This is a genomic window from Streptomyces caatingaensis (genome assembly GCF_001187435.1).
GTDB classification, from domain to species: Bacteria; Actinomycetota; Actinomycetes; order Streptomycetales; family Streptomycetaceae; genus Streptomyces; species Streptomyces caatingaensis.
In genome coordinates this window covers 126,808-139,050 of the sequence record NZ_LFXA01000010.1, presented here as the reverse complement: position 1 = coordinate 139,050, position 12,243 = coordinate 126,808, and the positions used below count along the sequence as shown (strand labels likewise).

The following is a 12,243-nucleotide window of genomic DNA, read 5'->3' as shown; positions in this document are numbered from 1 at the left end:
GCATGGCGGTATGGGGGCGGGTCTCAGTGGTGCAGGATCTTGGAGAGGAAGTCCTTGGCCCGGTCGCTGCGCGGGTTGCTGAAGAACCGGTCGGGGACGGCCTCCTCGACGATGCGTCCGTCCGCCATGAAGACCACGCGGTCGGCGGCGGAGCGGGCGAAGCCCATCTCGTGGGTGACGACGACCATCGTCATGCCGTCGCGGGCGAGTTGCTGCATGACCTCCAGCACCTCGTTGATCATCTCGGGGTCGAGGGCCGAGGTCGGCTCGTCGAAGAGCATCACCTTCGGATCCATGGCCAGCGCGCGGGCGATGGCCACGCGCTGCTGCTGGCCACCGGACAACTGGGCGGGATACTTGTCCGCCTGCGCGCCCACCCCGACCCGGTCGAGCAGCGTGCGGGCGGTGGCCTCGGCCGTCGCGCGGTCCTTCTTGCGGACCTTGGTCTGGCCCAACGTCACATTGGCGAGCACGGTCTTGTGGGCGAAGAGGTTGAACGACTGGAAGACCATCCCCACGTCCGCGCGCAGCCGGGCCAGTTCGCGGCCCTCCTGGGGAAGCGGTCTGCCGTCGATGGTGATCGTGCCGGAGTCGGTGGTCTCCAGACGGTTGATCGTCCGGCACAGCGTGGACTTCCCGGAGCCCGACGGGCCGATGACGACGACGACTTCGCCGCGTGCGATGGACAGGTCGATGTCCTGGAGCACGTGGAGCGCGCCGAAGTGTTTGTTGACCTTGTTCAGGACGACCAGGGGGTCCGCCGCGGGGCCCGTGCCGTCGTTCACCGGTGCTTGGCTCATCGGCGTTCCACGCTCCGTCCTCCTCGGTTGAGAGGACAGTAGTGAGCCGTCACGACCAGCGTCATTACATCTGAGCGGAAATTGAGCATAACGAAACGGCCGCACACGGACACGGTCGGTGAACGGGCGCACGGGGGCGCGCGGAGGCGTACCGGCTCCATAACGGAAGCCCTCCGGCCCACCGGGCCCCCTTGACGTACGCCGCGTCCATCGGCGTGGATGCGGGGGTGCCGCACCCAGCCGGCGGACCGGGACGGAGGACGATGAGACTGCTGCTCGTCGAGGACGACGACCACGTCGCCGCGGCCCTGTCGGCCGTCCTGGCCCGGCACGGCTTCTCCGTCACCCACGCCCGCAGCGGCGAGGAGGCCCTGCAGGCGCTCCTGCCCGGCGACGGCGCCCCGTTCGGGGTGGTGCTGCTCGACCTCGGGCTGCCCGACCAGGACGGCTTCGAGGTCTGCGGCCGGATCCGGCGGGCGGGCAGCACCCCCGTCATCATGGTCACCGCCCGCGCCGACACCCGCTCCAAGATCCACGGCCTGAACCTGGGGGCCGACGACTACGTCGTCAAGCCGTACGACACCGGCGAACTCCTCGCGCGCATCCACGCCGTCGCCCGGCGCACGCCACCCGCCGAGGGGCGCGCGGGGCCGTCCGAGGGCTCCCCCGGGAGCGAACTGCGCCTGGGGCGGCTCACCATCGAACTGCCCACCCGCCGCGTCGCCGTGGACGGCGTCGTGGTCCCCCTCACCCGCAAGGAGTTCGACCTGCTGGCCCTGCTCGCGCGGCGCCCCGGCGTCGTCTTCCGCCGGGAACAGATCATCAGCGAGGTGTGGCGCACGAGTTGGGAGGGGACGGGACGAACCCTCGAGGTGCATGTCGCCTCGCTCCGCGCCAAGCTGCGCATGCCCGCCCTCATCGAGACCGTGCGGGGCGTCGGGTACAAAATCGTCGTCCCCGCGGCCTGACGGCGCCGCCCGTGCGCGCCCGCCTCCTCCCGCTCCTCATCGTCCTGATGGCCGGAGTGCTGCTCGCCCTCGGGCTGCCGCTCGGCGCCGGCACGGCCGCCGTGCTCCAGCAGCGCGTCGTCGTGGACCGGATCGACGACACCGCCCGCTTCGCCGCGCTGGCCCAGTTCGTCGGCCTCCAGCAGTCCGGTGCGGACGAGCGGACGGCGACGCTGAGCGCCGAACTGACCCGCTACGAGGAGCTGTACGGCATCCGGGCCGGGGTCTTCCGGCGCGACCGGACCGCCGTGGCCGCCGCCCCCGCCGGCTGGCGGGCGCCGGACCGCGGGGAGGGCCGGCGGGCGTTCGACGAGGCCCTCGCCGGCCGCCGCAGCCACGACCCCGCCCAGGTCTGGCCCTGGCGCCACGGCCGGCTCACCGTCGCCTCGCCCGTCATCCGGGACGGCGACGTCGTCGCGGTCGTCGTCACCGACTCGCCCACCGGGGCCCTGCGTTCACGCATCCTGCACCGCTGGCTGCTGCTGGCCGCGGGCGAGACCGCCGCCATGCTGCTGGCCGTCGCCGCGGCGTTCCGGCTCACCGGCTGGGTGCTGCGGCCCGTACGGACCCTGGACGCCGCCGCCCACGGCATGGCCAAGGGCCGGCTGAAGGCGCGCGTCGCGGCCGACAGCGGACCGCCCGAACTCCGGCGCCTGGCCCGGTCGTTCAACGAGATGGCGGACAACGTCGAGAGCGTCCTGGAGCAGCAGCGCGCCTTCGTCGCCGACGCCTCCCACCAGCTCCGCAACCCGCTCGCGGCCCTGCTGCTGAGGATCGACCTGCTCGCCCTCGACCTGCCCGAGGGGCACGCGGAGGTCGCCTCGGTGCGCGCCGAGGGCAAGCGCCTGGCCCGCGTCCTGGACGACCTGCTGGACCTGGCGCTCGCCGAGCACAGTGCCGCCGACCTCCAGCTGACCGACATCGCCCGGCTGGTCGCCGACCGGGTCGGCGCCTGGACCCCGGTGGCGGAGCGCGAGGAGGTCGCCCTGGAGTACACGGGCCCGCCCGCCGCGACCGGCTGGGCGGATCCGGTCGCCCTGTCCAGCGCGCTGGACGCCGTCGTGGACAACGCGCTGAAGTTCACGCCCGCCGGGACGAGGGTCGAGGTCTCCCTGGCCGTCGTCGGGGACCGGGTGACGGTCACCGTGGCCGACGAGGGCCCCGGGCTGACCGAGGAGGAACTCGCCCGCGTCGGCGACCGGTTCTGGCGCAGCGGACGTCACCAGAACGTCTCGGGCTCCGGCCTCGGCCTGTCCATCTCCCGCGCCCTGCTCGCCGCGGGCGGCGCCACCCTGTCGTACGCGCCCAACGCGCCGCGGGGGCTGCGGGTGACGATCCGGGTGCCGCGCGAACGGCCCCCGGATCAGGGCTTGCCCGAGACGTAGTAGCGGCGCGCGCCGGTGTGCAGGGGGAGCGGGTCGGTGAACACCGCCGTCCGCAGGTCCACGAGCTGGGCCGCGTGCACCTCCTTGCCGATGCGGTCCCGGCTGTCGATCACGGTGCGGGTGACGCCCTCCGTGAGGGCGGCGTCGGTGCGGTCGGTGGTGATGAGGAGGTTCGCGACCGCGATGGTCCGCACCGGCTCGGTGGCGTGGGCGTAGGGGTAGGCGTCGGTCGGCATCACCGCCGCGCGGTAGTGGCGGGCCTCGTCGCCCAGCCTCCGCAGCGGGGCGAGCGTGTCGCCGAGCGGGACGAAGCGGAGCGGAAGCTGCCGGCTGAGCGTCTGGAGGCCGGCCGTGGGCAGCCCGCCGGACCAGAAGAAGGCGTCCACGCCGCCCTCGCGCAGCAGCCGCGGCAGGGTGTCGATGCCCGCCTTGACCGGGACGACGTCCCGCTCGGGGTCGAGCCCGCCGGCCCCCAGCAGCCGCCGGGCGATCAGCTGCACCCCCGAGGCGTCGGCCCCCACGCCGACCTTGAGTCCCCGCAGGTCGCGCACGGAGCCGACGCGCGCGTCGGCGCGCACCACCAGGTGGATGTAGTCGTCGTAGAGCCGGGCGCAGGCGCGCAGCCGCCCGGCGCCCGGGCGCCGCTCGTCGACGTACGTGGCGACCGCGTCCGCCGTCGCGATGGCGAAGTCGGCCTCGCCGGAGGCCACCTGGCGCAGGTTGTCGAGCGAGCCCTGGCTGTGGCGGACCCGGACGTCCAGCGCGGGCAGGTCGCGGGCCAGGTCGTCCTTGAGCAGCGCGCCGTACTTGGCGTAGACGCCGGACGGCGTCCCGGTGGCGATCGACATCCGGCCCGAGGGGGACGGCGTCCCCTCCGGCGCCGCCAGCCACCACGCCAGCAGCGCGCACAGCACGGCGGCCACGGCGCCCGCCCGGACGGCGCGGCGCCCGTCGAGGTGCGGGATCCGGGGGGCCACGGTCGGATCCTGCCAGCCGCGGCGCCGGGCGGCCAGGGGAACGGACGTGTCCGGCAATGATCGGAAACGGCCGGTCCGGCTGCCCTGCGGGACCGGGCGTTCCCCCACGGGCGGCCCTGACCGCTCCGGCACCCCCTTACCCTTGAGGAATGACCATCAGCAGCGACCGGAGCCAGGCAGTGGACGTCAAGGGAACGTACGAGGTGCGCACCTACGGGTGCCAGATGAACGTCCACGATTCCGAGCGGCTCTCCGGCCTGCTGGAGGACGCCGGCTACGTGCGGGCGCCCGAGGGCACCGCCGAGGGCGAGGCCGACGTCGTCGTCTTCAACACCTGCGCCGTGCGCGAGAACGCCGACAACAAGCTCTACGGCAACCTCGGCCGGCTGGCGCCGGTGAAGGCCCGCCGCCCCGGGATGCGGATCGCCGTCGGCGGCTGCCTGGCGCAGAAGGACCGGGACACCATCGTCAAGAAGGCCCCCTGGGTCGACGTCGTCTTCGGCACGCACAACATCGGCAAGCTGCCCGTCCTGCTGGAGCGCGCCCGTGTCCAGGAGGAGGCCCAGGTCGAGATCGCCGAGTCGCTGGAGGCGTTCCCCTCCACGCTGCCCACCCGCCGCGAGAGCGCCTACGCGGCCTGGGTCTCGATCTCCGTCGGCTGCAACAACACCTGCACCTTCTGCATCGTGCCCGCGCTGCGCGGCAAGGAGAAGGACCGCCGCCCCGGCGACATCCTGGCCGAGGTCGAGGCGCTCGTCGCCGAGGGCGTCACCGAGATCACCCTGCTCGGGCAGAACGTCAACGCCTACGGCTCCGACATGGGCGACCGCGAGGCGTTCTCCAAGCTGCTGCGGGCCTGCGGGACGATCGAGGGCCTGGAGCGCGTCCGCTTCACCTCGCCGCACCCGCGCGACTTCACCGACGACGTGATCGCCGCCATGGCCGAGACGCCGAACGTGATGCCGCAGCTGCACATGCCGCTCCAGTCCGGCTCGGACACGGTCCTGCGGGCCATGCGCCGCTCGTACCGCCAGGAGCGCTTCCTCGGCATCATCGAGAAGGTCCGCGCGGCCATGCCGGACGCGGCCATCTCCACCGACATCATCGTGGGCTTCCCCGGCGAGACCGAGGAGGACTTCGAGCAGACGCTGCACGTGGTCCGCGAGGCCCGCTTCGCGCAGGCCTTCACCTTCCAGTACTCCAAGCGCCCCGGCACCCCCGCGGCAGAGATGGAGGGGCAGATCCCCAAGGAGGTCGTGCAGGCGCGCTACGAGCGGCTGGTCGCCCTCCAGGAGGAGATCTCCTGGGAGGAGAACAAGAAGCAGGTCGGCCGCACCCTGGAGGTCATGGTCGCCGAGGGCGAGGGCCGCAAGGACGACGCGACGCGGCGCCTGTCCGGCCGCGCCCCCGACAACCGCCTCGTCCACTTCGCGAAGCCGGACGAGCCGGTGCGCCCCGGTGACATGGTCACCGTGGAGATCACCTACGCCGCCCCGCACCACCTGCTGGCCGAGGGCCCGGCCAAGGCCGTGCGCCGCACCCGCGCCGGCGACGCCTGGGAGAAGCGCAACGCCGCGGCGGCGGAGAAGCCCAAGGGCGTGATGCTCGGCATCCCGACGATCGGCGCGCCGGCGCCGCTGCCGGAGGCGTCCGCCCCGGGCTGCGGGCTGGCCTGACGCGGGCCGCGGGCGGCGGCGGGCAGGGCGCGGGGCGTTATCGTTCCGGCATGCTCGTCGCCGCCGCCGTATGCCCCTGTCCGCCGCTTCTCGTCCCCGAACTGGCCGCCGGGGCCGCCCCGGAGCTCGACGCCCTGCGGGCCGCCTGCCTGGACGCGGTGGCCGTGGCCGCCGCCGCCCGGCCCGACCGGCTCGTCGTCGTCGGGTCCGCCGCCCCGCCCCGCGACGGCCGTTACCCGCAGGGCGCGGTCGGCTCGTTCCGCGGCTTCGGGGTGGACCTCGACGTCCGCCTCGGCCGGGACGGCGCCGTGGGCGCCCGCCCGCTGCCGCTGTCGCTGGCCGTCGCCGCCTGGCTGCTGGAGCGCACCGGCTGGTCGGCCGCGCCCGTCGAGGGCCTGGCCGTCGACGCGGCGCTGGCCACCGACGCCTGCCTGGCCGCGGGCCGCGACCTGGCCGCGGGCGAGGACCGCGTCGCCCTGCTGGTGACGGGGGACGGCAGCGCCTGCCGCACCCTCAAGGCGCCGGGCTACCTGGACGACCGGGCCGAGCCCTTCGACGCCGCCACGGCCGCCGCCCTGGGCGCGGCCGACACCGCCGCCCTGGCCGGCGTCGACGCGGACCTCGCCCGGGAGCTCCAGGCCGGGGGACGGGCGCCCTGGCAGGTGCTCGCGGGCGCCGCGGAGGGCGCCGGGCTGCGCGGCGCGCTGCTGTACGACGAGGCGCCGTACGGGGTCGGCTACCACGTGGCCGCCTGGTCCTGACCCCCGCGGGTCTCCTCCGGACACGCCGACGGCCGCGGAGCGCGTGCTCCGCGGCCGTTCGCCGGTACGGACCGTCAGGAGGTGCCCTTGCCGCCCGGGGCGGATCCGCCGTCCTGCTCGGCGAGCCTCTCCAGGGCCTCCTTGGCCTTGCCCGTACCGGTCCGGATCTGGCTGCTGTACTTGCCGTCGGTCTTGGAGTCGACCACCTGAGCGGCCTTGTCCAGACCCTGCTCGATCTTGTCCCCGTGCTGCTGCACGAGGTCGCCGACCTTGTCCTTCACCGGACCGAGCTTGGCCTTGAGATCGTCGAACAGGCCCATGGGCACCTACCCTCGCTTCCTTCCGCGCGCGGCGCGCTACTTGCGGGCGCCCTCGCCGGCCTCGCTGTCGGCCGCCTCCTCGGCGGACTGCTGCTTGGGGATCTCCACGCCCTCTCCCCCCTCGACGGCCCCCTCGCCGGCCGCGGACTCCTCGGCCGGGGCCGCCTCCTCCGAGGCCGCCTCCACCGCGGTGGCGGCGTCGGATTCCGCCGCGCGGGTGTCCGCCGTGGCCTCCTCCGTTGACGCCTGCGACGGCTTACGGCGAAGCCATGAAAACACGCCCATATCTACTCCATTACCTTACTGGTGTGAGCGAAATCCCGGGTCGCCCGGTGCGTCCCCTTGCGCCGCTCCCGGGCTCCGGCCCGTTAACCGGCGGTCGGAACCTCGCAACAGGCAACGAGACCGGGGGCGTCGCGTCACGTCGCTCGTTCGAGCGGCGCGCTGAGGTTTGCGAGACTGGTGCGGTGAGAAAAGCAGCCCCCGCACCGCAGGTCATCGCCGTCGTCGGCCCCACCGCGGCCGGCAAGTCCGACCTCGGCGTCGCCCTCGCGCGGCACCTGGACGGCGAGGTCGTCAACGCGGACTCGATGCAGCTCTACCGGGGCATGGACATCGGGACCGCCAAGCTGACCATGGAGGAGCGGCAGGGGGTGCCGCACCGCCTGCTCGACATCTGGGACGTCACCGAGGCCGCCAGCGTCGCGGAGTACCAGCGCCTGGCCCGCGCCGAGATCGACCGGCTGCTGGCCGAGGGACGCACCCCCGTGCTGGTCGGCGGCTCCGGCCTGTACATCAAGGGCGCCATCGACGCCCTGGAGTTCCCCGGCACGGACCCCGCCGTGCGCGCCCGGCTGGAGGAGGAGCTGGCCGGGCTCGGCCCCGGCGCGCTGCACGCCCGGCTGGCCGCCGCCGACCCCGAGGCCGCCCGCGCGATCCTGCCCGGCAACGGGCGGCGCATCGTCCGCGCCCTGGAGGTCATCGAGATCACCGGCCGGCCCTTCACCGCCAACCTGCCCGGCGAGACGGCCGTCTACGACACCCTCCAGATCGGCGTCGACGTCGAGCGCCCCGAACTCGACGCGCGCATCACCACCCGCGTCGACCGGATGTGGGAGGCGGGGCTCGTGGACGAGGTCCGCGCGCTGGAGCGCGCGGGGCTGCGCGAGGGGCGCACCGCCTCGCGCGCGCTGGGCTACCAGCAGGTGCTCGCCTTCCTCGCCGGCGAGTGCGACGAGCGGGCCGCGCGTGACGAGACCGTCCGCGCCACCAAACGTTTCGCACGCCGTCAGGACTCCTGGTTCCGCCGGGATTCCCGGGTCCACTGGCTCAGCGGGGCCGCCGCGGACCGGGCGGAACTCCCGGGGCGCGCGCTGGCGTTGGTCGAACGGGCGGTCACAGCCTGATCACGTGATGGCATCGGGACGCGCCACGTGTCATCGCGGCCTTCCCGGGCGTGCCATCATCAAACTTCGATCGAGCCGTGAAGTCCGGTTGGGAGGGCGCGTGGCGATGGAGGCCGGCCCTCGCGACAGACCGCAGCCGCCGCCCCGCGGTGAGAGCGCCGCCCTCTCCCCGGACGGCCCCGAGGACGACGGGACGCCCGCGCCCGACGCCGCGGCCCCCGCGTCCTTCCGCGAACTGCGCCCCCCGCGCCGGCTCCGCGCCTGGCAGCTCGCGCCGATCGTCGTGCTCGCCGCCCTCGGCTCCCTGATGTTCGCCTTCCCGCTGGCCTTCGAGTTCGGCGACGGCGGCCCGGTCGTCGCCATGCTCGGCCTGCTCATCAGCGGCTGCGCCGCCGGCTGGGGCGTCATGGCGGCCCGCCGCGTCGGCTACACCTGGCCCGGCCTGCCGCAGCGCGGCTCGGGACGGCGGCCCGACTGGCGCTGCGTCGCCGCGTACGCCGCCGTCGTCCTGGTCGTCGCGGCCCTGGCGGTGTGGCGCGTGGCCCGGCTGCGCTGAGGGTCACCCCGGCTCCGGCTGGAAGGCGCTGGTCAGCGCCCCGTACCATCGACACGTGAGCACCGCGCAGACCGCCTTCCTCAAGGGCCACGGCACCGAGAACGACTTCGTGATCCTCCCCGACCACGACGGGCTGACGGAGCTGTCCCCGGCCGCCGTCGTGCGGCTGTGCGACCGCCGCGCCGGCATCGGCGGGGACGGCGTGATCCGGGTGGTGCGCTCCGCCGCGCACCCCGAGGCGCGGGCGATGGCCGGCGAGGCCGAGTGGTTCATGGACTACCGCAACAGCGACGGCAGCGTCGCCGAGATGTGCGGCAACGGCGTCCGCGTCTTCGCCCGTTACCTCCAGCGGGCCGGCCTGGCCGGCGAGGGCGACCTGGCCGTCGCGACCCGGGCGGGCGTGCGCCGGGTCCACATCGCCAAGGCGGGCCCGGACGGGAGGCCCGGCGACATCACCGTCGCGATGGGCCGGGCCGCGCTCCCCGAGGGCGAGGTCACCGTCTCCGTCGGCGAGCGGAGCTGGCCCGCCCGCAACGTCAACATGGGCAACCCGCACGCCGTCCTCTTCGTCGACGACCTCGCGGACGCCGGCGACCTCTACACCGCCCCCGCGGTGGCCCCCGCCTCGGCCTACCCGGACGGCGCCAACGTCGAGTTCGTCGTCGACCGCGGCCCGCGCCACGTCGCGATGCGGGTGCACGAGCGCGGCTCCGGCGAGACCCGGTCCTGCGGCACCGGCACCTGCGCCGTGGCCGTCGCGACGGCCCGCCGCGACGGCCTGGACCCCGCCGTCGCCGGACACCCCGTCACGTACACCGTGGACGTCCCCGGCGGCCGGCTGGTGATCACCGAGCTGCCGGACGGCACGGTCGAGATGACCGGCCCGGCGGTCATCGTCGCCGAGGGGCACCTCGACGCCTCCTGGCTCGCGGCCTCCTGACGGTCCCTCGCGGCCTTCTGACGGTCCGCAGCCACCGCCCGCGGTCGTTTCACCGGATTTCCGGACACGCGCCTCGCTCGAATGGGTGATCCGTTTCACTCTGGGCGAGAGGGGGTGAGCGGTGCGTGATGGGGTCGGTAGCATCAAGCACCGGTCCGGAGGCGTGAGCCCACCGCCGGTCGAGGCTGCCGGAGGTGCCCATGAGCGCAGAGGCCACGAACGAACGTGCTCCCCGCCGCAGGCGCGGCCGCCGCATCGACCTGCGACGGCTGGGACGCGCGGCCCTCGGCGGCTCCGGCGCCCGCGACCGCCTCCCCGACGCCATCGAGCACGTGGCCAAGGTGCACCGGTCCCACCACCCCGGCGCCGACCTCGGCATCCTGCGCCGCGCCTACGAGTTCGCCGAGACCTCCCACCGCGGCCAGACCCGCAAGAGCGGCGGCCCGTTCATCACCCACCCGCTGGCCGTCACCCTCATCCTGGCCGAACTGGGCGCCGAGACCACGACGTTGACCGCCTCGCTGCTCCACGACACCGTCGAGGACACCGAGGTGACGCTCGATCAGGTCGGGCGGGAGTTCGGCGAGGAGGTGCGCTTCCTCGTCGACGGCGTCACCAAGCTGGAGAAGGTCGACTACGGCGCCGCCGCCGAGCCCGAGACCTTCCGCAAGATGCTCGTGGCCACCGGCAACGACGTCCGCGTGATGTCGATCAAACTCGCCGACCGGCTGCACAACATGCGCACCCTCGGCGTCATGCGCCCCGAGAAGCAGGCCCGCATCGCCAAGGTCACCCGCGACGTGCTGATCCCCCTCGCCGAACGGCTGGGCGTCCAGGTGCTCAAGGCCGAGCTGGAGGACCTCGTCTTCGCCGTCCTCCACCCCGAGGAGTACGCCCGCACCCGGGACGTCGTCCGCGCCCACGCCGGCCGCCCCGACCCGCTGGAGGCCACCGCCGGCCGGGTGCGCGCGGTGCTGCGCGAGGCCGGCGTCACCGCCGAAGTCCTCGTCCGGCCACGGCACTTCGTCTCCGTGCACCGGGTGCGCCTCAAGCGCGGCGAGGTGACCGGGTCGGACCTGGGCCGGCTGCTCGTCCTCGTCGCGGAGGACGCCGACTGCTACGCGGTCCTCGGTGAACTGCACACCTGCTTCACGCCGTTCATCTCGGAGTTCAAGGACTTCATCGCCGCCCCCAAGTTCAACCTCTACCAGTCGCTGCACACCGCCGTCGCCGGCGAGGACGGCGAGGTGGCCGAAGTCATCGTCCGCACCCACCAGATGCACCGGGTCGCCGAGGCGGGCGTGATCGCCCTCGGCAACCCCTACGCCGCGCCGGAGCCGGCCGCCGCGGCCGACGACGAGCGCTCGGACCCCACCCGCCCCGGCTGGCTCTCCCGGCTGCTGGAGTGGCAGCGCGCCGCCCCCGACCCCGACACCTTCTGGACGTCCCTCCACGACGAGCTCGCGCAGGACCGGGAGATCACCGTCTTCCGCGCCGACGGCGGCACCGTGGGTCTCCCGGCCGGCTCCAGCTGCGTCGACGCGGCGTACGCGCAGTACGGGCAGGGCGGCCACAGCTGCATCGGCGCCCGGGTCAACGGGCGCCTGGTGACGCTCAGCACGGTCCTGCGCGACGGGGACACCTTGCACCTGCTGATGTCCCCCGACACCGCCTCCGGCCCGTCCCCCGACTGGCTGGAGCACGCCCGCACCCCCGCGGCCCGCATCGCCATCGCCCGCTGGTTCGCCACCCATCCCGCGTCCGAGCCCGCCGCCTCCCAGGACGGGCCCGCGCCGCCCGCCGCCCGGTGCGCCCCGCGCGCCCCGGCCCCCGCCGCCCGCGCCCCCGTCGCCGTCGTCTGCGACGAGGAGGGCCTCGCCGCCGCGCACGTCCGGCTCGCCGGCTGCTGCACCCCCGTCCGCCCGGACGAGGTCACCGGGTTCGCCGTGCGCGGCCACGCGGTGACCGTGCACCGCGCCGAGTGCCCGGTGGTGGCCCGTATGGTCACCGCCGGCCGGCGGCGGATCCGCGTCCACTGGCGCGACCCCGACGGGCCGGGGGCGGGCGACTGCCGGGTGACGCTGCGGGCCGAGTCGTTCAGCAGGCCGCGCCTGCTCGCCGATCTGACGGAGGTCATCGCCTCGCAGGGCGCCGCCGTGGTCTCCGCGGCCGTCGAGCCGCCGCACGAGCAGCGCGTCCGCCACACCTACACCCTCCGGCTCCCGGACGCCGCCCTGCTGCCCGAGCTGATGCGGGCGATGCGCCGCGTCCCGGGCGTCTACGACGTCGGCCGCGCGGGCCGGCCCGCCGCCGCGTCCCTCTGACCCCCGCGGCGTCCCGTCGCACACGGGGCCGGAAACGCTCGTACGGGTGGGGCCCTGCGCGCCGCGCACCACCGGCCGCGGCGCGCTGGTA

Annotated in this window: 12 protein-coding genes; 8 read left to right on the top strand and 4 right to left on the bottom strand. The window is 74.7% G+C overall.

Annotated elements, in window-relative coordinates; all coding sequences use genetic code 11:
• Positions 1-23: 23 nt before the first annotated feature.
• Positions 24-800: an amino acid ABC transporter ATP-binding protein gene (locus AC230_RS17360; RefSeq protein ID WP_049717176.1), complete on the bottom strand. Its 777-nt coding sequence runs from the start codon at positions 798-800 to the stop codon at positions 24-26.
• A gap of 263 nt (positions 801-1,063) precedes the next feature.
• Here AC230_RS17360 and AC230_RS17355 point away from each other — a divergent pair, with 263 nt between their 5' ends.
• The gene (locus tag AC230_RS17355; protein ID WP_049717175.1) at positions 1,064-1,768 is read left to right on the top strand and encodes a response regulator transcription factor; all 705 of its coding nucleotides are present in this window, start codon (positions 1,064-1,066) and stop codon (positions 1,766-1,768) included.
• A gap of 11 nt (positions 1,769-1,779) precedes the next feature.
• Positions 1,780-3,192 (top strand): sensor histidine kinase, encoded by a 1,413-nt coding sequence (locus AC230_RS17350; RefSeq protein ID WP_049717174.1) that lies wholly within the window; start codon positions 1,780-1,782, stop codon positions 3,190-3,192.
• Here the strand turns inward: AC230_RS17350 and AC230_RS17345 are convergent.
• Positions 3,171-4,169, bottom strand: a complete 999-nt coding sequence (locus AC230_RS17345) for a TAXI family TRAP transporter solute-binding subunit (protein ID WP_049717214.1) — start codon at positions 4,167-4,169, stop codon at positions 3,171-3,173. The genes AC230_RS17350 and AC230_RS17345 overlap by 22 nt on opposite strands.
• Before the next feature lie 149 nt (positions 4,170-4,318).
• On the opposite strand from AC230_RS17345, the gene miaB reads away from it, so the two are divergent.
• Together miaB and AC230_RS17335 are read left to right on the top strand one after the other, a co-directional pair.
• Positions 4,319-5,845, top strand: coding sequence for a tRNA (N6-isopentenyl adenosine(37)-C2)-methylthiotransferase MiaB (miaB, locus tag AC230_RS17340; protein WP_078871335.1), 1,527 nt, complete (start codon positions 4,319-4,321; stop codon positions 5,843-5,845).
• 50 nt (positions 5,846-5,895) lie between these two features.
• A complete protein-coding gene (locus AC230_RS17335; RefSeq protein WP_049717172.1) occupies positions 5,896-6,606 on the top strand; it encodes a class III extradiol dioxygenase subunit B-like domain-containing protein in 711 nt (236 codons plus the stop codon).
• 74 nt (positions 6,607-6,680) lie between these two features.
• On the opposite strand, the gene AC230_RS17330 is transcribed toward AC230_RS17335, so the two are convergent.
• Entirely contained in the window at positions 6,681-6,926 is a 246-nt protein-coding gene (locus AC230_RS17330; protein ID WP_049717171.1) for an antitoxin, read from the bottom strand.
• A 36-nt stretch (positions 6,927-6,962) separates the two neighbouring features.
• Positions 6,963-7,211 (bottom strand): hypothetical protein, encoded by a 249-nt coding sequence (locus AC230_RS17325; protein WP_049717170.1) that lies wholly within the window; start codon positions 7,209-7,211, stop codon positions 6,963-6,965.
• Positions 7,212-7,393: 182 nt separating this feature from the next.
• Here AC230_RS17325 and miaA point away from each other — a divergent pair, with 182 nt between their 5' ends.
• From miaA to AC230_RS17305, 4 genes are all read left to right on the top strand, one after another.
• Positions 7,394-8,332, top strand: coding sequence for a tRNA (adenosine(37)-N6)-dimethylallyltransferase MiaA (gene miaA, locus AC230_RS17320; RefSeq protein WP_049717169.1), 939 nt, complete (start codon positions 7,394-7,396; stop codon positions 8,330-8,332).
• Between the two features lie 106 nt (positions 8,333-8,438).
• Entirely contained in the window at positions 8,439-8,888 is a 450-nt protein-coding gene (locus AC230_RS17315; RefSeq protein ID WP_049717168.1) for a hypothetical protein, read from the top strand.
• Between the two features lie 55 nt (positions 8,889-8,943).
• Positions 8,944-9,828 carry a diaminopimelate epimerase gene (gene dapF, locus AC230_RS17310; RefSeq protein ID WP_049717167.1) on the top strand — a complete coding sequence of 295 codons (885 nt, stop codon included), beginning with the start codon at positions 8,944-8,946 and terminating at the stop codon, positions 9,826-9,828.
• 200 nt (positions 9,829-10,028) lie between these two features.
• Positions 10,029-12,152 (top strand): RelA/SpoT family protein, encoded by a 2,124-nt coding sequence (locus AC230_RS17305; RefSeq protein ID WP_049717166.1) that lies wholly within the window; start codon positions 10,029-10,031, stop codon positions 12,150-12,152.
• Positions 12,153-12,243 lie beyond the last annotated feature (91 nt).

Excerpts from the sequence above, each read along its gene's own strand:
- AC230_RS17360 (WP_049717176.1), bottom strand. The coding sequence starts at position 800 with ATGAGCCAAGCACCGGTGAACGACGGCACGGGCCCCGCGGCGGACCCC.
- AC230_RS17355 (WP_049717175.1), top strand. The coding sequence starts at position 1,064 with ATGAGACTGCTGCTCGTCGAGGACGACGACCACGTCGCCGCGGCCCTG.
- miaB (WP_078871335.1), top strand. The coding sequence starts at position 4,319 with ATGACCATCAGCAGCGACCGGAGCCAGGCAGTGGACGTCAAGGGAACG.
- AC230_RS17335 (WP_049717172.1), top strand. The coding sequence starts at position 5,896 with ATGCTCGTCGCCGCCGCCGTATGCCCCTGTCCGCCGCTTCTCGTCCCC.
- AC230_RS17330 (WP_049717171.1), bottom strand. The coding sequence starts at position 6,926 with ATGGGCCTGTTCGACGATCTCAAGGCCAAGCTCGGTCCGGTGAAGGAC.
- AC230_RS17325 (WP_049717170.1), bottom strand. The coding sequence starts at position 7,211 with ATGGGCGTGTTTTCATGGCTTCGCCGTAAGCCGTCGCAGGCGTCAACG.
- AC230_RS17315 (WP_049717168.1), top strand. The coding sequence starts at position 8,439 with ATGGAGGCCGGCCCTCGCGACAGACCGCAGCCGCCGCCCCGCGGTGAG.
- AC230_RS17305 (WP_049717166.1), top strand. The coding sequence starts at position 10,029 with ATGAGCGCAGAGGCCACGAACGAACGTGCTCCCCGCCGCAGGCGCGGC.